This is a genomic window from Prochlorococcus sp. MIT 1342, from assembly GCF_047304495.1.
Taxonomy (GTDB): domain Bacteria; phylum Cyanobacteriota; class Cyanobacteriia; order PCC-6307; family Cyanobiaceae; genus Prochlorococcus; species Prochlorococcus marinus_D.
This window is the reverse complement of sequence record NZ_CP138957.1, coordinates 1,508,344-1,529,034: the sequence shown is the minus strand read 5'-3', so window position 1 is coordinate 1,529,034 and position 20,691 is coordinate 1,508,344. Positions and strand designations below refer to the sequence as shown.

The following is a 20,691-nucleotide window of genomic DNA, read 5'->3' as shown; positions in this document are numbered from 1 at the left end:
ACCTTGTTCTGATTTGATGATCTAGAAATGAGATGCTGAAAGAAACAATTCCAAAGATTCTCTCTTTAAGAGATAATCATTGACTGGCTGTTCTTTTGATATTATCTTGCCTTCTTTGTAGGACTATATTGATTATTGCCAGAGAAAATATTATTGTGATAGAGGCAATGAATATTGTTAGAGGTTGTCCCTGGAGTGCCTTTATATTCCCATTAATAATTTCTTGGATTTCAATACCTCCAAGGCGTTTTAGTGCATATCCACTTGCAACAAATGGGGCGTCTGATATTATTATGCTAAAGAATAATGCAGGCAGAAACTTTTTCCATGTAACTTTTGTAAGTCCTAAGCCATAACAAACAAAATCAAATAAATTCGACATTAAAAAACTTGTCATCAAGAAAAAGTTTTGCTCTAAATGTTTTTTGCTAAAATTTTCAACACGATTCATCAGATTCTTGCCTACGAGTTTCTCAATTAAGGCTCTGCCAAATTTCCTGGAAAGGGTGAAGCAAGAACAACAAGCGACCAGATCTGCTACGAAAATAACCAACAAGCCTTGTTGGAATCCAAAGAAATAACCAGAGAGAACAGAGCAGTATGTGCCAGGAAGTATTGGAATGATGATACTTATTGACCGTAGGGCAAAAATAATCCCAATTGCCCATAGCCCTATCGATTCAACTCCGCCATCGATAGCTTTTAGCCAACTTCCTATCGTTGACACATCGAGAAACTGAGCAATATAAATCATTAGAGCTACTATGAGTATGCTGATTATTGAATAAGAGTATTTCGTCTGATTGAGCTGTATTCTGATCACTTTTTATTGGATTTAACTAACTGACTATAGCATTTACATGTTTTCGAGCCTATCCGAATTAAACAAGCTTTTGCTTAGGTAATGGATAAGTAGGAATACAATACAATTACGATCAAAGCCCCTCAGAACAACGCTAGTGCACTTCCAGGACATCATCACGACCCTGAATTCCTTTTGGGCTGATCAGGGCTGTGTGCTGTTGCAGCCTTATGACACGGAAAAGGGTGCCGGCACGATGAGTCCCCATACCGTTCTGCGCGCTATTGGACCAGAGCCCTGGGCTGTGGCTTATCCAGAGCCCTGTCGCCGGCCCACCGATGGTCGCTACGGCGACAACCCCAATCGCGCTCAACACTATTTTCAATATCAGGTATTGATCAAGCCCTCTCCAGTTGGTATTCAGGAGACGTATCTTGCATCGCTTGAAGCTCTAGGAGTTTGTACGGCGGAACATGACATTCGCTTTGTAGAAGACAACTGGGAATCACCCACTCTTGGAGCCTGGGGGGTTGGTTGGGAAGTGTGGCTTGATGGTATGGAGGTTACACAGTTCACTTATTTTCAGCAATGTGGTGGTATTGATTGCAGCCCTGTGCCGATCGAGATCACCTATGGCATTGAGAGACTGGCCATGTATTTACAGAATGTTGAGAATATTTGGGATCTCAGCTGGAATAATAAACGAAGCTATGGGGATATCTGGCTTTCTCTAGAAAAGGGTCAGTGCGACTTTAATTTTGAATCATCGGATCCAAGTCGCCTTAAACAGTTGTTCGATCTTTATGAAGCGGAAGCGTCAGACCTGATCGCAAAGCAGCTTCCAGCACCCGCACTTGATTTCGTTCTTAAATGTAGCCATACTTTCAACCTCCTGGAGGCTCGTGGCGTGATTTCGGTCACGGAGCGAACAGCCACGATTGGCAGAATTCGCAGTTTGGCTCGCGGGGTGGCAGAGGCTTGGTTAAAAGAAAGGGAGGCAATGGGATTCCCATTGCTTAATAACAAGGCACTTGCTTCAGACCAGCCATTGCAATCTTAAATAGCTCAATTCTAAATGGCTCAATAATTTCAAGGGCCTGATTCTAAGCACCTGACCTTGCCTGTATCAAAAGATACTTAGAGCTGTTAATTGTGTTCGTTGTGAACACGCATCTTTTTACTAACCTTTGCTGGCCCATGTTTTGGGCTTTTTGTGTGAGGAACCAAATGAAACTCTTCCAGCAATTGCTGGTGGCACCTGCTGCCTTGGGCCTGATGGCCCCTATGGCTGCTAATGCCGCAGACCTAGATATCAAAGGTGTGTCCGATTATTCGGCCTCCAGCGAGCAGGTCACCAGCATCTCCCAATTCCAAGATGTTTACCCAACCGACTGGGCTTATCAGGCTCTGAGCAACCTGATTGAGCGTTACGGCTGTGTAGCTGGCTATCCAAGTGGTAGCTACCTGGGCAACAGAGCAATGACCCGCTTTGAAGCGGCTGCTCTATTGAATGCCTGCCTCGATCGCATTACTGAAGTCACCGACGAACTGCGTCGTCTTCTCAACGAATTCGAGCAGGAGCTCGCCATCCTCAAGGGCCGTGTTGATGGCCTAGAAGCCCGCGTTGGTGAACTCGAAGCCACTCAGTTCTCCACCACCACCAAGCTTGTTGGTAAGGCTCATATGGTTCTTGGCGGAACCAGCTATACAGGCGATGAGACCGATGATCTTACGGATGATGGGGACTATCTGGGAACTGATGCACTTACTTTCAACTACACTTTGCAGTTGAATCTGAACACCAGTTTCACGGGTAAGGATCTTCTCTATACTCGTCTGAAGACAGGTAACTTTCAAGATAGTGCATTTGGTGGCAAGGGTTATGTGAAGCCTGCCTACTTGAATGTTGCTAATAACAATGGGGATGTCCTGAAGGTTGACAAGCTCTGGTACACCTTCCCGATTGGTGACAGCTTCACTGCTTGGGTTGGTGCCAAGATTGAAAACTACTACATGCTTGGCAGTGCTCCATCTGTGTATCAGCCAATCTTGAAGGCCTTCAAGTTAGGTGGTAACTATGGTGTTTATGGAGCTAGCACAGGGCAAGGCTTAGGTTTGGCTTGGAAGTCGCAAGTTGACGACCCGATGGACGCCAGGTTTGGCATTAGTGCCAACTATGTGGCCAAAGAAGGCGACAATGGTGATCCCTCTGATGGTGGTGTTGGAAACGGTAATTCCAAAGGTAAGTTTCTCGCCAAGGTCGATTACGGCAATCCTCAGTGGCAAGTCTCTGCGGCTTATGCCTACACCCAACAAGGCATGACTCAAGGCTTTGGTACATCAGATGGTGGTGCCAGCGTCTATAGCAGTTGCAGAGGCACAAGTTCTTGTGGCGCTGATTCCAATGGAGTCGCGTTTAGAGCTTTTTGGCAGCCTGATGAGCCAGGCTTTGTTCCTTCCTTCAGTGTTGGTTACGACTACACGAATTACAACCTGCCAGATGAAGCCTCAGATGGCACACGTAGCGAAAGCATGGCTTGGTTCGCAGGCATGATGTGGAAGGATGCCTTCATTGAGGGCAATACCCTTGGCGCTGCAGTTTCTGAGCTTCAGTGGGTGACCGCTATGAAGGGTGATGACACTCCTGATGACGGCAACATGGCGTTCGAGCTGTGGTACAAGTTCCAGGTCACAGACAACATCTCTGTTACACCAGCTGTTTTCTATCTGAGCCGTCCGTTCGGACAGGAAACAGGTTCATCCGTAGATGATGGTGGCGTAGGTGCTGATACTTTCGGCACCTTCGGTGGCTTAGTGCTAACAACATTCAAGTTCTGATCTGAGTGAGTGAGGGATTTTCTTCCCTGGTTTGTCAGACCATCAAGGCGCCCCTCAAGCGGGCGCCTTTTTTTGTCTTTAGAAGTTATTCAAAAGCAGAAGAGAGCAATGCTAAACACTTCAACAAGGAAATATGCATTGGTTCTTTTCTGAATAAATTTACGATCAAACTAATAGGAAGCTGAAACTACTTCTTCCTCTTTCTTCGGGGGGTATATTGTCTCTTTTTTGAGCAATTAATTTTTTGCAATTTGAATAAAAAAAGGCTCCTTCCTGATTAGAAGAAGCCTTGGATTGAGCTTGTTTGTCTTCGTTGAGAGTGGTTTTCGTGAAAACTATTTCAGAATAGATTTACCAGCAGTTTTCTCCTTCGCCAATCGGGACGCAAATATTTGATTTCTTTGCCTTTTTAGCAGCTTTCTTCGCATCTTCATCAGGTTTGCTTTCAGCATCGATGTCTTGATCAGTGGTCCACTCCTTCAGTCCTCCCATATCTCCTTCACCGCCTTCGCCAGCGTGACTCAGGTTTGGCTGAAGTGAGTTTGCCGCCAGCAGTGCAGAAGCTGCAAGAAATATTGCTACAGGAGTCTTTTTGCTCATGCTGAGACGCTCGTTTTGAAATCCATTTTGGCTCCTCCACGCCACCATTGTTTGGTGATTCGCTACTTGGCTTGGTATCAAATGACTCTAACTTCAGCTGCCTAGGCGCCTGAGCAGGTTTGTGTAGGCCTGAAAGATCAAGTCCAGTTCTGGCGAACGGCCATGCTCGGCAAGAAGGGCGCGGGCACCAGCATTGAGGCCAAACAGAATAGTGCGGTCTTCATTGCTGCTGATATAGCTCTGGATCCAGCCAACACAAACCAGCCGTTCACCAGCAGTGACTGTTTCCACGGCATGCAGGCTTGTGCTGGGATAAATGATCAACTGGCCAGCTGGCAGCTTCACTTGTCTGCTGTCTTGCAAGGTTTGAATGCAGAGAGCTCCTCCTTCGTAACTTTCTGGCTCGTTGAGAAACAGCGTGAAGGAGAGGTCGCTACGCCCTGAGCTCATGTAGGCATTGTCGACATGCATTCCATAGCCCTGGCCAATACCGGATCGACTGAACATCACCCCGTGGATGTGCCTTGGCAAGGCAAAGCTCTTCACAAGCGGATCCGATTCAAGCTGCTTAATCACCAGCTGGCTGTTTTCTTTGGCGGTTTTTGAGTGGCGATCCAGCTGGAGGTTGTTCTTGACTTCGGCTGCTTGATATCCCGCTGTTTTACGTCCGTCCTGCCATGAGGTTTCGTCAGCCAAGAGAGTTGCACGCAATTGGCTCACAGTTGCCTCATCAAGCAATGGATGGGTCAGGGGCTCCATAGAGATTGCTGAGGAAATCCCATCATTAGAGCGTTGAGCCTCTTGGATCGTGAGCGCATCATTTGTTACAGCAGCTGGTATGGAATGCGCAAGGAGGCTTTGAGCGCTCTCAATAGGGTGAGGCTTGCAACGTTAATGGTTTGTTGGCAATGGGTTTGAAGGCGCGTCTTACGTATTCAGGCTTGGCGGCCGTTCTCGCCCTTGGCACTGGATTCAGCCAAAACGGCGTTGCGAATGCTCGAGAAGTACGTGTTTATTCAGGTCGGCACTACAACACTGATCGTCAAATTTATAAGAAATTTTCTGAGCAAACAGGGATCAAGGTTCGGCTGATCGAATCTACTGGGATTTCATTGTTAGAGCGTCTTAAGCGAGAGGGGGCAAACTCTCAGGCCGATGTGATCATCCTTGTTGATGCGGCACGGATTAGTAATGCAGCAAAAGAGGGTCTTTTGCAACCTTCGCGCTCAGCAAAATTGGATAGCGAAGTCCCTAGTGCCTATCGCGATCCGCAAGGTCGTTGGTATGGCCTGACCCGTCGCGTGCGGGTGATTGTTGCCAATCCATCGAAGGTGAATGTTGGCAGTATTCGCACTTATGCCGATCTGGCTAGCCCCTCACTTAAAGGGAAGGTGTGCCTTCGCAAGCGCAACAACGTCTACAACCAATCTTTAGTCGCTGATCAGCTTGTGTTGCGCGGTGAGGCGGCAACAAAGAGTTGGTTGCAGGGAATGATTTCTAACGTTTCCCAGCCTTACTTTGGAGGAGATGTCTCCCTGGCTCGTGCTGTGTCACAAGGCATCTGTGGCGTTGGCATCGTTAATCACTACTATGTTGCGCGGATGCGTGCTGGTGTGAGCGGATCGAAAGACAAGGCTCTTGCTAATAAGCTCACGGTTATCACACCTGATCCCGCCCACGTCAATGTCAGTGCTGGTGGGTTGGCTCGGTATGCAAAGAATAAGAAGGAGGCGATTGAGCTGCTTGAATTTCTTGCTTCACCCGATGGCAGTCAAGGCATGGCTGGCCCCACCTATGAACATCCGTTGAATGGCTATGGCACGTCGTTGGAACTCAAAAAGTTCGGCACTTTCCGCCCCGATCGGGTCACGATTAGCCAGCTCGGAGCGAATAATGCCAAGGCGATTCAGTTGATGGCTCAATCCGGTTGGAAATAGGGTTTTAGGCTTGTGGGTTCAGGGCTAGAGCCCTTCTTAGGGAGATCCTTTGCCAGGCTCATCCTCGAACCCTGCAGACAGCAAAGTGCAGAGAGGGGAATTCTCGAGATAGTCGTTTGAGTTTGTTTGCGAGGGTTTTCTTCGCCTTTGCTTGTTGCAGGCTTGGCCCTGACAGCACTAGTGCTTGGTGCCCAGCCCTTTCCTTCTCAAGCAATGGTTGTCGTTGCTGTGGTGTTGCTGATCACGGCTCGTTTCTGTTTGATTCGTCTCGGCATGACCCGAAGCAGGGCTACAGCATTGGCGTTGATGTTGCCATTGTTGTTGGCATGGGCTTGCTGGTGGGGGCAGCCGAGGCCTGGACCTTTGGACCCTGTGCGTTTGTTGGCGAGTGCCGGTTCTTTTGATCGTTCCTCGCGCCTAGCGCTTCGCAGCAGCCTCGAAGGCCGGTTGCTGAGTGATAGCCGATTGCTTGGGGATAGCGAGTTTGGGGCTGATAGTTGTCGTGCCTTGTTGGCGGTGAACCGGATCAATGGCCTGCCGAGGCATGGCCGTAGTGAAGTTCAGCTACGACCTTGCCCTCAGCTTTTGCAGCGGGGTTGGCGAATCCGTGTGCATGGTCAGTTGCGTGCTCCGGCTCTAGGGCCACATTCGCTACTGCCTGGGCCAGCGGAGCGGCTTCAGCAGCAGGGAAGTTGGAGCCAATTCTGGGGTGATCAGGTTGAGGTGTTGCAACGTCCCTGGACGCCCATCGCCGATGCTCGCCGTGTGGTTGCCATGCGCTTACAGCAACTGGCAGGTCCACGTTCGGGAGGATTGCTGGCGGCTTTGGTTCTGGGTCGTGCCCAAGTTGATCTGCCGCTTGATTTGGTTAAGGCGTTCCGCGTTGCTGGCCTTTCCCATGCCTTGGCGGCTTCGGGCTTTCATCTTTCTGTGCTGTTGGGAGCGTCGCTGGGGATTGCGCGGTTTCTGCCAGGGCCCCTCCGTTTGACGTTTGCTGCAACGGCGCTGATCAGCTTTTTGATGCTGGCCGGACCACAACCGTCGGTTGTGAGAGCTGTGTTGATGGGTAGCACGGTGTTGTTGATCAACGAGGGCGGAGGCCGCAGTCGTCCTCTAGGGGTGTTGCTAGCGACGTTGCTGCTGATGCTGTTGGTGAATCCCGCCTGGGCGCGTTCGATTGGTTTTCAATTGAGTGCGGCAGCTACTGCCGGATTGGTCGTCACAGCAGGGCCCCTAGAGCAGGCTCTCTCCAAGCGTCTACCTACATGGCTTCGAGGGTTGGCACCGGCGCTGGCTGTTCCTTTGGCCGCAATCGTCTGGACGCTGCCACTACAGATTGTTCATTTTGGCTCCACTCCTGTCTATGCCCTATTGGCGAATCTGCTGGCTGCTCCTTTGTTGGTGCTGCTCACCCTCTCAGCGATGGTGTTGGCCTGGTTGTGTTTGCTCTTGCCTGCTGGCTTGCTGACTCCATTGCTGCACTGGATCAGTTGGCCGATCCAGCAGTTGGCTGGGTTATTGATTGCTCTGGTGCGTTAGATCTGCACTTGGCCAATGGCGCAGTTGTTCACCGGTCATCCCCAACCTTGGTTGGTGTTGTTGTTGGTGTTGGGATTGCTGCCTTGGTTGGTAACGGGATTGCGTCACTGGCGTCACTGGGGAGTTGTTGCGTTGTTGTTTTGTTCGTTATCGCAGGCTGTTGTACAGATGGGCGATGGATTCGTGGTGGTGCATCAACGCAGTCGTCAATGGTTACTAGCTAGGCATCGTGGGCGGGCTGTTTTGGTTAGTACTCATGGAGATGGTCGTAGCTGTTGGCAGGCTCGTCGGCTGAGTGAAGCGTTTGGGCATGCCCGTCTTGATTGGGCGATGGTCTTGGATCCGGTTGCCAGTGAGGCGGCGTCCTGTTGGCGAAATCTGGCCCATACCGTGCTGGCTGAGCATCAGGGTGTGATGCCTTTGCAGGTTGGACAGCGGTTAGTCAGTCCTGGCCTGGAGGTGCGACCAATCGCTGCGGCAGAGCAGAGTTTGCAGTTGCGAGCTGGTCGTTTGCTTTGGCATCTGCTGCCAACGCGTCAGGCCTATTGGAGTTGGCGTGATCGTCAGGGTTTTGATGTCATGGGGCGTCAACCTCTAGCCAAGTCAGAGGGTTTGACAGGGGTATGGCTTGGCTTTGTGCCAACCTCTCTTGAGCGGCGATGGTTGCTACAACACACTGCAGGGCGGCTTTGGGTCAGTGGTAGAGCCAGCGGCTCCTTCAGCATGGTGGCCTCAGCGTTTTAAAGTTGCCTTGCGTCTTTACGGGCGTCTGGAGAGGTGGCTGAGTGGTCGAAAGCGAACGACTCGAAATCGTTTGACGGGCAACCGTCCGTGGGTTCGAATCCCACCCTCTCCGTTTCTGGTTTGTGCTGAGAAGACCTGACTGGTCTAGAAACTCTTTCATATCAACTGCTTTGAGTCGCAAGGTCGTCTTGGCGAGTCCCCGCTAAACCCCTTCAGGACGATTGATTTGTTGGTGGATATTGAGGTTGTGTTGGTGGATAAAATATGTGTTGGTGGATTTCGTGAGATGGGTCTGACAGAAAGGGAAGTCAGGTCACTATCAGTCAAGTCAAAGAGGTACAGCAGGTCCGTGGGAGACTCCCTATATGTATTAGTAGAACCTGTAAAAGGTAGTGGTGGCAAGAGTTTTGTAGGAAAAATGCGTTCTAATGGCAAGCAAATTGATGTTCGTATCGGGGTTTTTGGCAAAGGTCCAGGGCAGTGGACACTCAAAGCAGCAAGAGATGAATGGTTTCGTTTGAGGAGTTGGTATAGAGAGACAGGCAGAGATCCAAGAGAATTGCAAAAAGATGAGAAAAGGCAATTAGTAAAACAATCCTCTGATCGAACACTTAATGAGTTGGTTGATTCTTATTTGATTGCATGTAAGACGAAATACAAACAGTCAGAGACCACCATTAAGGACAAGAAAAATAAGTTGTCCAATGAAATTATCCCTGCTTTAGGTGGAAGTACTCCTGTTAGTCGTTTGGGATGGGATGAGAAATCAAAAGGTAGGACTGGCAGAGAAGCGGTCTTTGAGATCACTGACTCCATAGAGAAGAGGGGGTCTCTGAATCAGGCAAGGAAGGTGCTTGGGGTGATGAGGCACCTCTTTGACTACGCCATAGAACGGGGATGGATGGAGAGAGGTCAAAACCCTGCAGTGCAAGCAAGGAGTGTTGGTGCAGGGCATGAGGTCCAACACAATCCTTGTTTGTCGTGGGATGAGTTGCCGCAGTTATTGGATGACCTAAACCGCAATAAGGGGAATGGGGCACAGGTGGTTCTTGCTGCGATCAAGTTGGATTTAATGACTTTCTTGCGTGTTGGGTCACTGGTTCCAATGCGCTGGGATGAAGTGGATTACGCAGCAAACCTATGGACTGTGCCTGGATCCAGGATGAAGAGTGGCAAGAATCATTGGGTTCCTCTTACTGATCCAATTAAGGATCTGCTGGCACATCTGAGAAAAATCAATGGTGAGCAGGAGTATGTGTTCTGGAGTCCAAGGGGTAGAAGCAAACCCCATATCGATGAGTCAGCACTGAACCAACACCTCAAAGTGCGTCTTGGTTATGGAGGAAGGCAAACCGCTCATGGACTTCGTTCTTTGCCACTAACAGCAGGGCAGGAAGTCCTCAAGTTCTCTGCTGAGGTAATTCAACGGCAGATGGACCATGCCGTTGGGGACAAGGTTCGTCAGGCATACGACAAGTCTCAACTTCTTGATGAGAGGTCGCAGTTCATGCGTGCCTGGTGTGATGCTCTCTTGGATCAAGGACTTGAGGTCTAAAAGAAGCGTCAGGCAGTTCCATTGCTTGAGGACCTCTTCTTGCACCTGCTCTTAATTGGCAACCAGTCTTCAGAGTAGGTACTGGTCCATCTCGCCTTACGCCATGCATCAAACATCTGCATGCCTCCATAACGCTTGATGAGGTCATGGAGAACAACACCATTGAGGGTGCATCCATCCACGGGACATGCCAGCACATAGGTGTCTTTACTGCGTGCATAACCCATCACTGCCTTGCGCTTCTTGCAGTTAGGGCACTGAACCTGGAAGGTTTCTTTGCCGTTGAAGTTATCTCTTCTTTTGATTCCACCTAACCTTGTTGCCATTTCAATGAAGAATGGGTATTCAATATTGAGATCAGTTTTAAACTCAAAACCCATAAGATTATCTCTCTACTTGTTATCATAACTTAACACAATATCAACAATTAGTCAACAACTTGTATAGATAGAGTGGGTATGAGATTTTGGACTTCTTGAGTTCTTTAAGACCCTTAAAAAGCAGAAGATCATAAGAGACTATAGATAAATAGATTTAAAAGATTGATTTAAATATGGTTTCATGATTTATCTAAGTCAACATTGCATCAAGATCACTATCAGGAACTATTTAGACCATCTACATAAAGGATATAACCTATGACAGCATTAACTCCATTTAGAACAACAAAAGAACAGAAACAAGTCAAAGTCTCCATCTCATACCAACAACAAGAAGTTGATAAGGTGCTAAAGATGGAAAGTGAACTCATGAAGCACTATGGATACAATAGAAGTCAACTACATAAGACCCTAATTAGAGAAAGATATAGTCAGGTACACATGCTATGAAGATGGTTAAATTATCTTCTGTTCACTATGAGATATTAGTTGAACTATCCAAGAAGAATAGGATGAAACCAGATGAGTATATAGAGGTGCTATTACAAGAAAAGTATAATAAGAAAAAATGAACTTTATAACCTACCGAGGCAACCAAATTCGAGGTCAATAACTTGTTAAAGAAAAAAATTCTCCAAGAAATTTTAGTCGCCTTTAAGTAAATAAAGAACTTCCAAATCCTGCATTGACTCAGCAATCTTGCGTCTTAGAAATGTTAAAGCATCGCCATCCATGCTTGATTCGGCAATCATTGCTTCTGACTGTTGGATGGCATGCTCTAGATTCTTTATTTTTAATTGCAGAACCTCTTCATCCTTTCTGCATTGCTCCAGCGTGTAGGCATCAATCATAGGTCAGTATGGTGGATTTAATGAATAATCAATCGTTCAAGTATCAAGGCAACAACGACTCCTTTAAAGAACATAAACCAAAGCAATCCATAGTCGCTGAGTCCAAGTTTCTTCTGGTACCAAGCAATGAACTTCTTGTGCTTTACGATGAAACCCATTTCTGTTGTTGCTACTGCTTTTCATTCTTGCATCAAAGGGGAGGTATGGTTTACTGTTCTTCTTAATAGCAACCATTTATAAAAGAACTAGTGCATATATACCTTAATTTTAAAATGGATTAAAGGACTAAATTTACTATTGTTTTGCCTACCAGAAGCACAAACACACCTTCTGCAAAAAGCAACCAGGCAATCGTGGAGTTGTTCAGACCCAACCTTCTATAGCGATCAATCGTCGAGTCATGCACTTGTCGGATACGAGCAAGCATTTACTGTGCTCCTATAACTTTGACTTGATTCCTATTCTCACTTAATTGCATCCACTTCTTTAGGTCCTCCTCGGCATAAGTCTCTAACCTTTTTGCATACACAGCATCTGCGTCTAAATCTTCAATCATTTCATAACCAAAAAATTCCAATAATTCTTCTTGACTCTTAAAGCATCGATCACTCCATTCGTAATTTTTATTACCCTTAGCATACTCATATTCATAACATTCATAGAAATAAGAAGTCTCATAATTTGCCACTAAAGCAAACTCCTTTTTCTCTTTTTCAGTCAGTTTGTCGTAAACACCCCAACCAATGATCAAGACTGGCATTACTTCTTGAGTTGAGAGCGAAGAACTAACTGACGCTTGAGTTTCACGTTCTCATCTTTTAGTTCTTGCATTTCCTTCTGGTACTCGCCGATCAAGTTCAGAGTCCACTTCCAGTCCCTCTCAGTGCAGTGCTTTCTGGCAGCATCCCAATCCATCGTTAGAACTCCAGATTCATTGTTCTCTTGGTCATCTTCCTGCTCCCTCTCTTAAACGATAGAAAGTTTCCTCGCACCTCACAACAACACCCTTGTACTCAGGTGGGAACGATTGCATCCATTTAGGTATTTCCATACTTACTGGCAAAACTCCCTTGATATGGAAGACCACTTCTTTCTTCTGTTCGTCCAAGAAATGTGGTGGAAGGTTCAAACCGCTACTACCTCTTGCTCAACGATGATCCTTCTAATCGTCGAGAGAGCAAGACCCGTTTGCTCTCTAATGGACCTGTAAGAGCACCCTTCCTTCCTAAGGCGTAGGACCAGACCTTCTTTGATGCGACTGGTCTTGGGTCTACCTCCCAAGTTCCCGCCTGTTTCTTTGCGGTGTTGGATGCTTTCAATCGTTCTCTCTCTGGTCAATGAGCGCTCTACTTCTGCAAGACCAGAAAGCAGACCAATGAGCACAGGAGCGAACTTGCCTAAACCTCTGGTGTTGATCAGTCCATCCAGGGTTCTGATGTGGATGCCTTGCTGCTGCAGGTCATGGATGCGATTGACCACCTCAACCTGCGTTCTGCCTAAACGGTCCATCTTTGAGACCACCAACTCATCACCTTCATCGAGTGCACTGAGTGCTGCCATCAGTTGAGGTCGTTCTTTCTCTTTGACTGTTGTGCTGATCGTTTCCTGGAAAACAACGCAGCATCCTTCTTTTTTCAGATCAACAACCTGCCCTTCTGTGGTCTGCCCTGAGGTACTAACGCGGGCATAACCAATCGATTTGTAGTTGGGTTTATCCATAAATGATGGTCTCTCGAACTTGCGCTTTTGGAATTTGCCCATGCCCGTTCCAAAAAGAGGGGTGTTTCACCAGTATTTCTACTTTAGCAACCAGAACGCCTTAATGGAACAGATGTGACATCGTTTTCACTGGACTTTGAGGGATGACTGCTTCTTAACGAGATTGATCGTTAACCGATCGCTTATTGGAACACAAGAAATAGGTACTACTGCTCATGCCCCTACTCAATCTCCGTGCTTAGACCTGTATTAGGAGTCCGAGGACGTAGAGACCCTGAAAACTAGTCCTGGACTTGAGGGCATCCAACGCGGGTGCCCTTCTTCATGTCTTGCAGTTGCTGCCCTAATGGGCAGTCATGTCATTCCGTTTAAGCACAAATAAACAGATAACTGGAGGGATTCGCTTTATCTTGGACTCATGCTGTGTAACTAGGAGATCCGAATCATAATGACTGGTGGTATTGACGACATATGGAAAGACACAATTACCAAGAAATTTATCGTTATCGATAATAAGTAGACTTTAATTCTGTGCTAATAGTCGAGTGGTGTTGTTCAATATTTCATGCCTAAAAAGGCACTTCTTCTTCGCTTGCAGAAGTTGACAAGTGTATTGTTCTTTTTGTATGAATGTTCTTTAAATGAGCAAACTTCTTCTCTACCCCACTCAGACCCTCTTCTTTAAGAATCCTAAGCAATTCAGTCTCATTAATACTAGAGAAAAACCATTGCCCTAATAGATTATCGCTATCATGAAAGATTTCTTGAAGCGCTTCGACAATCGCATAAAGGTAAAAAAGATCGTCATAAACTAAACCTTCAGAATCTTTATAGTCACACTTAACACTTATGAGGCGAGTATAATCCTCATCTGAAAAAAGCATCTTTCTCAGATTTAGGTTAGGGGAACTTAGATATTTTCCGATTTTAATTATTTCTGGAGGATCTTCACCTCCTTGCCTCTCGTCGAATTCATCCTCACTTTCTTTCCATTCGCCTGTTTGCTTCTCTAGATAATCTATATATTGATCTTGCAAGTCTGATGTTGCTTCTTCAAAGTTCTCCGCAACATTCCAATAATTGTCTAGATCTCCGTCACCGTCTGAGTAGTAATGAATTGGGTCTCCATCACTATTTTCATTATGTGGATCATAGTAATCATTTGGTACCAATTCTTCCTCATAATCCTCATCGTATTCTTCTTTGCCTCCAATACTTGGTTGGGTGGTTTCGAGTATTCTGTCAAGGCGAATGACGGGGAAACTTAAAAATCGCATTGTGGTTTCAATCTCTTCCAAGTAATCAATTTCTTCTTCTAATTCTTTGATTATTAGTTTTGAATTCAAGCGATAGAGTGACCCCCTGTAAGAATAAAATTCCAAAAAGTTGGTTTTAATTCTGCTCACTGCATGTTTAACGCCTTCATCGAATCTTGCTAATAGAATCGACTTGCTCTCAATGGCATCTGCTAAGAACTTATTGTATTTTGGGTGATTTGGTGCGTAATAGAGATTAAAATCATTGTCTCGGCAGAAGTAACCTGTGAAATAAAGTTTGCTTGTTGATGCTTTGCTCTTTGCTTTGAACCAGATTTCGTGAAGAGCAGTTACTTGGTTGCTACCTACCAATTTGAAATATACTTTTGCTTGGTTTTTAAGATCAGAGTACACTGCATTATTATCATGGATTTCTTTTCTAAATATATTACCAAGACTGCTGTCGTATTTACAGATCATATCTTGTAAATTCATTGTCCAGTGTGAATGATTAAAGGGATTCATGATTATGCTTGAAATATACTTTTTAATTAGACTATTGGTGTTTTATTGTTTTTTAGGCGAAGTTTGCGTTTCTTCATCTTCAAGGATGTATGTTGCCGTTTCTATTGTCTCCTGTTGTATTCCAAGTATGCCCTTTTTTCCACTTCGAGGAGTGTATTTTAGAACTCCCTACAAGAACAGTTGACGGGTCCCACCCGTCTGCCTCTTCTGCAACTTCTGGAAACAATCTTTTTATGTAATTAAAACCAATCCAGACTTTTTGCTTTCCATAAAATCGACAATCTCTCCCACCCTGACAATAGGTTCATCTCTTTTAACTAGTATTCCAGGTATGAACTTTATTGAACTTTCAAGGTATCGCCTTAGTCCTACTGGCAATAAGTGTTGAAGGATCCCAACTATCTGCTTCTGCCGCAACATCAGAATTGAGTGTTGCTAAATCATTGACGCCTGGGACCATTTTCACCATGGTTATTAACCTATCTAGGATGCCATAAGGTCTTTACTTGTCGTCGATATAGGTAGGGATCTCGGATCCAGTCATTGCCCAATGGCATCTTTAAGTTGCTTTCTGCCTGTTTAGAGTGCTTGCCGACTATAGAGGCACAGATGATTAGAGGATATATATATTTTTTTTCATGGTTTTGCTGTTGGAAGCAGGTGTAAACCTTTCTTGGAAACATTAAACCTCAAAACTATCTTCAAATTAGCAACAAATACAACTCTAGAAAATTTATAGTTCAGAAACTATTTGCCCTGAAAGAGTTATTCTTAATATGGTATTAGGTTTATTGTAGCAGAAGCGAAGATGAAAACAACCAGTCAACCTTCGCAAATCTACAAATCCTGGGTCTTGGATGGAAATGTTTTTTGATATTTAACAGATACAAACACTAACATTAAAACCAAATATTATTCTCTGAATTTAAAATCCAATAAAAATTTATTGGAATCTTAAAAATGTCTCTAAAATTTTTCCAGTTCTCCTTTACCTCGCAAGATCATGGAACTTGTTAGTACTATAGCAGTGACGATCTGCAGACCTGGTATTGAAAGTGCTAGTAGTAAGCAAGAAAGTTTAATTATTTTTAGACCTGTCATTATAGTTGCCATTTCTAGGAACTTCTCTCGACTTATTTCTCCAATAGACCATTTTCTCGCAAGTCCCACAACAGATATAGCAATACTTATAAATCCTATATTACTTACAATTGTTTCAAGGGAAGCATTGTCAATGCTCGTTAATTTACCTAGAAAATCTTCAACTCTTACTTCTAAACCTTGGTTAGTTATCCCTGTTGACTCTAAACCTAACATCTCAGCAGTTTCATCGGTAACTATAATATTGTCAGTTCCATATTTTTCTATCCATTCATTTACGTAAGGGATATCGTCAGTTGCCTTTAGTTGTAATTCATCGACCACATCTCCAGTTTCTTTGTCTATTAGTGATATGTCATATCCGGGATGATTGGTGTTCTCAAATTGATACGCTATTATATTGTCATCATCATTGTTTTCAATTTTCAAATATTCTAGTTCGAACAGTATACCTTTTACATTATTAATCAAACCTCTCATCTGTTCTGAAGAGTAGTCATCTATGACCCTTCCGATCTGATCCAAGGGAATTTCTTTGAACTGATTTGATGATCTTCGTAAAGCAGTTAATACCAAGGATTCATCTGTAGATAATGAAAATAATCCTTTTTTTGAAGCGATTGCTCCTAACGACGAAACAATCGCTAACTCATCAAAATTATCGCGAACATAATTGGTTAGTCTTTTTATCCTAAGCATAATTGCCTCTCCTTAAGTTTCATCTTTTATGTCTTTGTCTTTATTGTAATCCTGCTTGCCTTTATTGAAGTATTCCTCCCAGATCTTTTTGACTTCTTCATCGCTTAATTTTGCTTGACCTTGAGAACGACGTTTATACATTTCATTAAGAACATTGCCAATAGCAAAAGTCAATCCATATACAAGCGGGACTGTTGTTACAGCACCAAGAAATGGGAGAAATGTTTTATAAGCACCTATTGCTAGTTGTTGTGCTATTAATCCCATGCCAACAATCTTGAATAGGTCCTTTATTAAATTGCTGACTGAGGATTGATTTGCTGGTATTCCCCAAATAGCAGATAGTCTTTCACCCATATAAATTTGGAGAGGTGTTAGAACGAAAAAATCTGGAAAGGAATAGGTTGAACTGCAACACCTGCACAAACACCAGCAAAAAGATTAATTATTCTATTCGCTTTCTCCTCTTTTGAAATGTCATCTCTATTCTCTATTCCAAGCAAATTTCTCTGAAGTATATTCTTCTCTTTCTCAAATGAACTTTGCGCCGTATCGGATTTCAAAGCAATATCACTTTTGCTATTTATTTGGAAATCATTCCTATTGCAATAATCCTTTGCAGACTCGTAATCTACTTGGATAAGTCCCATCGACCTGCCTTCCATCCATTTCAGTCTTGCATCCTTAATAGATTTGATTTGTTCTTCTCCTGAAGGGAACTGAATGATTTTCATTGAATCATTTATCTCTTCAAATAACCATAAATTATTTATTTCTCCACCTTTGTCTTTTGATGCTAAGAAATAACCTGATTTAATTTCCAAGGAGTCTTTCCTCTAAAAGTTCATCCTATTATAAACATCTTGAGGATATAAATTGAAGAAGGAATCTTAATGGGCGAGATGCCGTTGAGTTCTTCAACCAGTTGCTGGAAGATGAATAGAGCAAGCAGGAACTTCATTGTGGATTGGTCTTAGAACCTCAATCCCTTTTCCAAAAGCAATTCGCACCACGCATAAATATTTCAAAGGTGCCTGTGAGGACTTCAAGAAAGCAGCAGAACTAGGAGATGAAGATGCTGCCGTGTTACGGGAGGAGCATTGTCAGTGAATTCCTCATCTAAGTGATTCACATGCCACCCCGTCTTTATCCCGATCCAGATAGGAGTGCCCTTTCCTGAGCAGATCCTGCGCTGCATTCCATGATCTGATGTCTTGGCAGCGGTAACGCTTTCTCTTGCTGTTGCTCTGCTTGCTTTGTCTGTAGTCCCATGGACGCTGGATACCACCAGAAACAGACCAGACTCCAATACCTCCTAGTCGGGCATAGGTCTCTAGGCGTGAGTAGGTCTGACGGTCACACCCTTTGATGTACTGCCAATAGACAAAGGCATTGCCCGACTTCACTAATGACTGATTGATGTGGGTGCCATTGCGAATGACTTCTGCCACGGTTCTTCCATAGCGGTCAGTTGCCTTGGAGCGGAGTCTCACATCAGATCCAACCGGCAGAAGACTCTTCAATGCTTGCCGTGCTGCTTTGCCATAGGGCGATTGGGAAGTCTCTGGAGCATCAATGCAGGCAAGGCGCACTTTGATTCTTTGACTGCCTTCTGTGACGGTGAGAGTGTCGCCATCACCGATCGAAAGTACTTCTGCTGCATTGGAAGGGACTGCCCAAAGAGCAAGAAGCAGAACTAGAAATCCCTTGCCCATATCCGATCCAAGCACTTGGCGAACTCTTTCTCAGTCAACGGTTTGGCAAGGTCTTGCTTTCTCTTAGATCCCCTGATCCACCACATCATCAAAACCCAGTAGAAAACAACCAGCAAACCAACTTCGCGATAACTCCAGTGCAAGTGCTCCATCAGTTCTCGCCCAGTCCTTTTAGTTCCTTGAGTAGGGCACGGTTGAGGTTGTCATCGCAGCGCATGATCACCTGCGGGTAAATAGTGCCTTGCTTATAGGGGGCATATGCCTTGGAACAAACCTCTTTAGTTGTCACCTGCCATCGCTCAAAGGTTCCAGCAGGTAATTGAGATCTCAAGTTCTCATTGGAGTCCTGCAGATCAAGAGAAGCGCAGTACCTCATCTCAAGAGTGTTTTGACCAGGGCACTGGAGGTCTTGCCCTATCACTTTTGGTAGTTGGAGGAGACATGCAAGTGGCAAAAGAGCAGGCAGGAATCTCATGGGGTGTTTTTGATCGACTTATAGGAGTTAAAAATGTCTGACACCACTGTCGATAGCGCTGCTCAAGACTCATGTATGCCCAGATCTAAATCCAAGATATTCCTGCTTTGCGGACCGATCCTTTTTGCTTCAAACCCATAGTCACCATTGCACTGTCGGACCCTTCTGAGCACTAGAGATCCGAGTAGTCACCGCAAACCACTTGACCCAATCGACCCTCTCGGACTAGTACAGGTGTATTGACGTGAAGGGTTCGATGGCACGGTTCTCAGGCAGGCAACTATCACCCACCCCTTCTTTTGATCCAGAGGAGTGGCAGTGCATGGATGACGGCACTCTCAAACCCTCGCGATCAGGAGCGGTGTGCATGACCTGTAATCACTTCCGCTATGCCGTTGGGAAGCAATGCCAGACGCTATTGACCTGTCCTATCCATCAACGCCTGATTCCTCAAGGAGAGCACCTCAACAGCAAATGCCCTCAATGGATCATGAGAAGGGAGCTGGAGGTTGGATGGGCGCCTGAGGTTGCTTAGATCGCCTAAGAACGATTCAGAGGGGCGCAGGGCGCCTTGTTAACGCAAAGCGCTGCCTCCTGAATTTTCTGATTCATCCAGTCCTGCACGGCATGCTTGGTCCAAACAACCTGTTGAGGTCCAATCTGGATTTGCCTTGGGAATTTCTTCTCGGCGATCATCTTGTAAATCGTCGAATTAGAAAGCGATGTCATCTCTTTTACTTGATTCAATCGCAGAAATTTTACTTCATAAGTCATTAGACAGATATCCTATTCCTGCTTCTTATTATATCGCATATTGCTAAATTTAGCAACTTTGGTTATAGACAAATGTATGGTGGAAATGTTGGTGGATATTGCTTATCGATCTTGCTAAGTGGTCCCGATTGGTTTGCTGCAGTGTATATTCCATTCAGATCGACGGACACCCTCTCCGTTGGCTGATTCTTCGTCTCTGGTGCAAAATATGAAAATTGCTCGAGGTATTTCAAAATGAATAAATTGCGTAAGTCTTTCCTGATTGCATTTTGGGTAGGAGCATTTGTTGTTCTGGTTTACCTCATACAGACATATGGCATTGAGCCGCTTCGTAATGCGGTGGAAAGTATGGGCATCTGGGCTCCTTTGGGGATAATGCTACTCCGAGGGATTAGTATCATTTTACCTGCCTTACCTAGTTCTGCATATTCACTTTTAGCAGGTTCTCTATTGGGGTTTAAAACAGGATACGTAACAATTGTTTTGGCCGATCTTATCTTTTGTCAAGCAGCATTTTTTATCGCTAGAAACTATGGAAGAGAGCCTGTTCGCCGCTTGGTTGGAGTGAAAGCAATGAAGAGAATCGAAGGCTTCAATCAAAATCAACTGGAGGGAAACTTTTTCCTGATGACCGGACTCTTAATGACTGGACTTTTTGATTTCCTGAGCTATGCCATTGGCATAGGTGGAACACGTTGGCGTCTTTTTACTCCAGCATTAATTGTAAGTCTCTTGATTAGTGATTCCATCATTGTCGCTGTCGGTGCTGGAGTAAGTCAGGGGGCGGGTTTGATGCTTGGAGCTGCTCTGCTTGGGATGTTTGTACTTGCCAGTGTCGCTGGTCTTACTAAGAAGAAGGTCTCTAGTACTAATCAATAGGATTCAAAATAGTCTTGTTTCCACTATTTTTCTGAAATCAGTCTTTAGTGAAAGAGGCTTAGCAGAGATGGTTCAATGTGCATGGATTCTTGAACCACTTTGAGCCAATTCTCACCATAGATCCCCCCTTTGTTCTCTCGTCTCCCTCAGTGCGAGGACGCTCTCTCAACTTTTTGGCCTTTCAGGAGTGTTTGCTAGAGATCGGCACTGCCAAAAGGTTTTGATTGCTGCTGGGCTCTTAGCTTTTGTTCCAGCCGAGGTTTGTTCTGCGTATGTCAGGAGATTCTGGCAAAAGCTTTTAT

The 20,691-nt window shown here is 45.1% G+C and carries 23 protein-coding genes and 1 tRNA gene; 9 read left to right on the top strand and 15 right to left on the bottom strand.

Going from position 1 to position 20,691, the window contains the following annotated elements:
• Positions 1–76: 76 nt before the first annotated feature.
• Complete coding sequence (locus tag SIB79_RS07870; protein WP_063403512.1) at positions 77–754, bottom strand: TVP38/TMEM64 family protein; 678 nt, start codon at positions 752–754, stop codon at positions 77–79.
• 205 nt (positions 755–959) lie between these two features.
• On the opposite strand from SIB79_RS07870, the gene glyQ reads away from it, so the two are divergent.
• The gene (gene glyQ, locus SIB79_RS07865; RefSeq protein ID WP_063403416.1) at positions 960–1,862 is read left to right on the top strand and encodes a glycine--tRNA ligase subunit alpha; all 903 of its coding nucleotides are present in this window, start codon (positions 960–962) and stop codon (positions 1,860–1,862) included.
• A 167-nt stretch (positions 1,863–2,029) separates the two neighbouring features.
• Positions 2,030–3,640, top strand: coding sequence for an iron uptake porin (locus tag SIB79_RS07860; RefSeq protein ID WP_063403511.1), 1,611 nt, complete (start codon positions 2,030–2,032; stop codon positions 3,638–3,640).
• 351 nt (positions 3,641–3,991) lie between these two features.
• Here SIB79_RS07860 and SIB79_RS07855 read toward each other — a convergent pair whose 3' ends face one another.
• Both SIB79_RS07855 and SIB79_RS07850 read right to left on the bottom strand, forming a co-directional pair.
• Positions 3,992–4,240 (bottom strand): hypothetical protein, encoded by a 249-nt coding sequence (locus SIB79_RS07855; protein ID WP_063403510.1) that lies wholly within the window; start codon positions 4,238–4,240, stop codon positions 3,992–3,994.
• 93 nt (positions 4,241–4,333) lie between these two features.
• Positions 4,334–4,999 carry a Fe2+-dependent dioxygenase gene (locus tag SIB79_RS07850; protein ID WP_063403415.1) on the bottom strand — a complete coding sequence of 222 codons (666 nt, stop codon included), beginning with the start codon at positions 4,997–4,999 and terminating at the stop codon, positions 4,334–4,336.
• A 149-nt stretch (positions 5,000–5,148) separates the two neighbouring features.
• Here SIB79_RS07850 and SIB79_RS07845 point away from each other — a divergent pair, with 149 nt between their 5' ends.
• The 5 genes from SIB79_RS07845 (at position 5,149) to SIB79_RS07825 (ending at position 10,015) form a co-directional block, all read left to right on the top strand.
• Positions 5,149–6,177, top strand: coding sequence for a Fe(3+) ABC transporter substrate-binding protein (locus tag SIB79_RS07845; protein ID WP_063403414.1), 1,029 nt, complete (start codon positions 5,149–5,151; stop codon positions 6,175–6,177).
• Positions 6,178–6,324: 147 nt separating this feature from the next.
• Positions 6,325–7,716 (top strand): ComEC/Rec2 family competence protein, encoded by a 1,392-nt coding sequence (locus tag SIB79_RS07840; RefSeq protein ID WP_413681034.1) that lies wholly within the window; start codon positions 6,325–6,327, stop codon positions 7,714–7,716.
• A gap of 15 nt (positions 7,717–7,731) precedes the next feature.
• Positions 7,732–8,460 (top strand): hypothetical protein, encoded by a 729-nt coding sequence (locus tag SIB79_RS07835; RefSeq protein ID WP_236072589.1) that lies wholly within the window; start codon positions 7,732–7,734, stop codon positions 8,458–8,460.
• 27 nt (positions 8,461–8,487) lie between these two features.
• Positions 8,488–8,572, top strand: a tRNA-Ser gene (locus SIB79_RS07830).
• A gap of 174 nt (positions 8,573–8,746) precedes the next feature.
• Positions 8,747–10,015, top strand: a complete 1,269-nt coding sequence (locus tag SIB79_RS07825; protein ID WP_063403509.1) for a tyrosine-type recombinase/integrase — start codon at positions 8,747–8,749, stop codon at positions 10,013–10,015.
• A gap of 8 nt (positions 10,016–10,023) precedes the next feature.
• Here SIB79_RS07825 and SIB79_RS07820 read toward each other — a convergent pair whose 3' ends face one another.
• From SIB79_RS07820 to SIB79_RS07770, 11 genes are all read right to left on the bottom strand, one after another.
• Positions 10,024–10,341: a hypothetical protein gene (locus tag SIB79_RS07820; protein WP_236072585.1), complete on the bottom strand. Its 318-nt coding sequence runs from the start codon at positions 10,339–10,341 to the stop codon at positions 10,024–10,026.
• 698 nt (positions 10,342–11,039) lie between these two features.
• Positions 11,040–11,246: a hypothetical protein gene (locus SIB79_RS07815; RefSeq protein ID WP_063403412.1), complete on the bottom strand. Its 207-nt coding sequence runs from the start codon at positions 11,244–11,246 to the stop codon at positions 11,040–11,042.
• A 277-nt stretch (positions 11,247–11,523) separates the two neighbouring features.
• Complete coding sequence (locus SIB79_RS07810; RefSeq protein ID WP_155724613.1) at positions 11,524–11,673, bottom strand: hypothetical protein; 150 nt, start codon at positions 11,671–11,673, stop codon at positions 11,524–11,526.
• Entirely contained in the window at positions 11,674–12,006 is a 333-nt protein-coding gene (locus SIB79_RS07805; RefSeq protein WP_063403411.1) for a hypothetical protein, read from the bottom strand.
• Positions 12,007–12,371: 365 nt separating this feature from the next.
• Complete coding sequence (locus tag SIB79_RS07800; RefSeq protein ID WP_081215640.1) at positions 12,372–13,007, bottom strand: recombinase family protein; 636 nt, start codon at positions 13,005–13,007, stop codon at positions 12,372–12,374.
• 527 nt (positions 13,008–13,534) lie between these two features.
• Positions 13,535–14,746: a hypothetical protein gene (locus SIB79_RS07795; RefSeq protein ID WP_155724612.1), complete on the bottom strand. Its 1,212-nt coding sequence runs from the start codon at positions 14,744–14,746 to the stop codon at positions 13,535–13,537.
• Between the two features lie 966 nt (positions 14,747–15,712).
• Positions 15,713–16,546: a hypothetical protein gene (locus tag SIB79_RS07790; RefSeq protein WP_063403406.1), complete on the bottom strand. Its 834-nt coding sequence runs from the start codon at positions 16,544–16,546 to the stop codon at positions 15,713–15,715.
• Between the two features lie 12 nt (positions 16,547–16,558).
• Positions 16,559–16,903 (bottom strand): hypothetical protein, encoded by a 345-nt coding sequence (locus SIB79_RS07785; protein WP_081215639.1) that lies wholly within the window; start codon positions 16,901–16,903, stop codon positions 16,559–16,561.
• Between the two features lie 17 nt (positions 16,904–16,920).
• A complete protein-coding gene (locus SIB79_RS07780) occupies positions 16,921–17,370 on the bottom strand; it encodes a hypothetical protein (RefSeq protein WP_081215638.1) in 450 nt (149 codons plus the stop codon).
• 291 nt (positions 17,371–17,661) lie between these two features.
• Complete coding sequence (locus SIB79_RS07775; RefSeq protein ID WP_081215637.1) at positions 17,662–18,276, bottom strand: thermonuclease family protein; 615 nt, start codon at positions 18,274–18,276, stop codon at positions 17,662–17,664.
• Positions 18,277–18,412: 136 nt separating this feature from the next.
• Positions 18,413–18,736 carry a hypothetical protein gene (locus SIB79_RS07770; protein WP_063403404.1) on the bottom strand — a complete coding sequence of 108 codons (324 nt, stop codon included), beginning with the start codon at positions 18,734–18,736 and terminating at the stop codon, positions 18,413–18,415.
• Between the two features lie 256 nt (positions 18,737–18,992).
• Between SIB79_RS07770 and SIB79_RS07765 the strand changes: the two genes are divergently transcribed.
• Positions 18,993–19,271: a hypothetical protein gene (locus tag SIB79_RS07765; RefSeq protein ID WP_063403403.1), complete on the top strand. Its 279-nt coding sequence runs from the start codon at positions 18,993–18,995 to the stop codon at positions 19,269–19,271.
• Between the two features lie 5 nt (positions 19,272–19,276).
• Here SIB79_RS07765 and SIB79_RS07760 read toward each other — a convergent pair whose 3' ends face one another.
• The gene (locus tag SIB79_RS07760; RefSeq protein WP_236072604.1) at positions 19,277–19,465 is read right to left on the bottom strand and encodes a helix-turn-helix transcriptional regulator; all 189 of its coding nucleotides are present in this window, start codon (positions 19,463–19,465) and stop codon (positions 19,277–19,279) included.
• Positions 19,466–19,744: 279 nt separating this feature from the next.
• Between SIB79_RS07760 and SIB79_RS07755 the strand changes: the two genes are divergently transcribed.
• Positions 19,745–20,389: a TVP38/TMEM64 family protein gene (locus SIB79_RS07755; protein ID WP_063403401.1), complete on the top strand. Its 645-nt coding sequence runs from the start codon at positions 19,745–19,747 to the stop codon at positions 20,387–20,389.
• Positions 20,390–20,691: the final 302 nt, after the last annotated feature.

Coding starts and splice junctions, on each gene's coding strand:
- SIB79_RS07870 (WP_063403512.1), bottom strand. CDS start 754: ATGATTTATATTGCTCAGTTTCTCGATGTGTCAACGATAGGAAGTTGG.
- SIB79_RS07860 (WP_063403511.1), top strand. CDS start 2,030: ATGAAACTCTTCCAGCAATTGCTGGTGGCACCTGCTGCCTTGGGCCTG.
- SIB79_RS07855 (WP_063403510.1), bottom strand. CDS start 4,240: ATGAGCAAAAAGACTCCTGTAGCAATATTTCTTGCAGCTTCTGCACTG.
- SIB79_RS07850 (WP_063403415.1), bottom strand. CDS start 4,999: ATGGAGCCCCTGACCCATCCATTGCTTGATGAGGCAACTGTGAGCCAA.
- SIB79_RS07845 (WP_063403414.1), top strand. CDS start 5,149: ATGGGTTTGAAGGCGCGTCTTACGTATTCAGGCTTGGCGGCCGTTCTC.
- SIB79_RS07835 (WP_236072589.1), top strand. CDS start 7,732: ATGGCGCAGTTGTTCACCGGTCATCCCCAACCTTGGTTGGTGTTGTTG.
- SIB79_RS07825 (WP_063403509.1), top strand. CDS start 8,747: ATGGGTCTGACAGAAAGGGAAGTCAGGTCACTATCAGTCAAGTCAAAG.
- SIB79_RS07820 (WP_236072585.1), bottom strand. CDS start 10,341: ATGGCAACAAGGTTAGGTGGAATCAAAAGAAGAGATAACTTCAACGGC.
- SIB79_RS07815 (WP_063403412.1), bottom strand. CDS start 11,246: ATGATTGATGCCTACACGCTGGAGCAATGCAGAAAGGATGAAGAGGTT.
- SIB79_RS07810 (WP_155724613.1), bottom strand. CDS start 11,673: ATGCTTGCTCGTATCCGACAAGTGCATGACTCGACGATTGATCGCTAT.
- SIB79_RS07805 (WP_063403411.1), bottom strand. CDS start 12,006: ATGCCAGTCTTGATCATTGGTTGGGGTGTTTACGACAAACTGACTGAA.
- SIB79_RS07800 (WP_081215640.1), bottom strand. CDS start 13,007: ATGGGCAAATTCCAAAAGCGCAAGTTCGAGAGACCATCATTTATGGAT.
- SIB79_RS07795 (WP_155724612.1), bottom strand. CDS start 14,746: ATGAATCCCTTTAATCATTCACACTGGACAATGAATTTACAAGATATG.
- SIB79_RS07790 (WP_063403406.1), bottom strand. CDS start 16,546: ATGCTTAGGATAAAAAGACTAACCAATTATGTTCGCGATAATTTTGAT.
- SIB79_RS07785 (WP_081215639.1), bottom strand. CDS start 16,903: ATGGGTGAAAGACTATCTGCTATTTGGGGAATACCAGCAAATCAATCC.
- SIB79_RS07770 (WP_063403404.1), bottom strand. CDS start 18,736: ATGAGATTCCTGCCTGCTCTTTTGCCACTTGCATGTCTCCTCCAACTA.
- SIB79_RS07765 (WP_063403403.1), top strand. CDS start 18,993: ATGGCACGGTTCTCAGGCAGGCAACTATCACCCACCCCTTCTTTTGAT.
- SIB79_RS07760 (WP_236072604.1), bottom strand. CDS start 19,465: ATGACATCGCTTTCTAATTCGACGATTTACAAGATGATCGCCGAGAAG.
- SIB79_RS07755 (WP_063403401.1), top strand. CDS start 19,745: ATGAATAAATTGCGTAAGTCTTTCCTGATTGCATTTTGGGTAGGAGCA.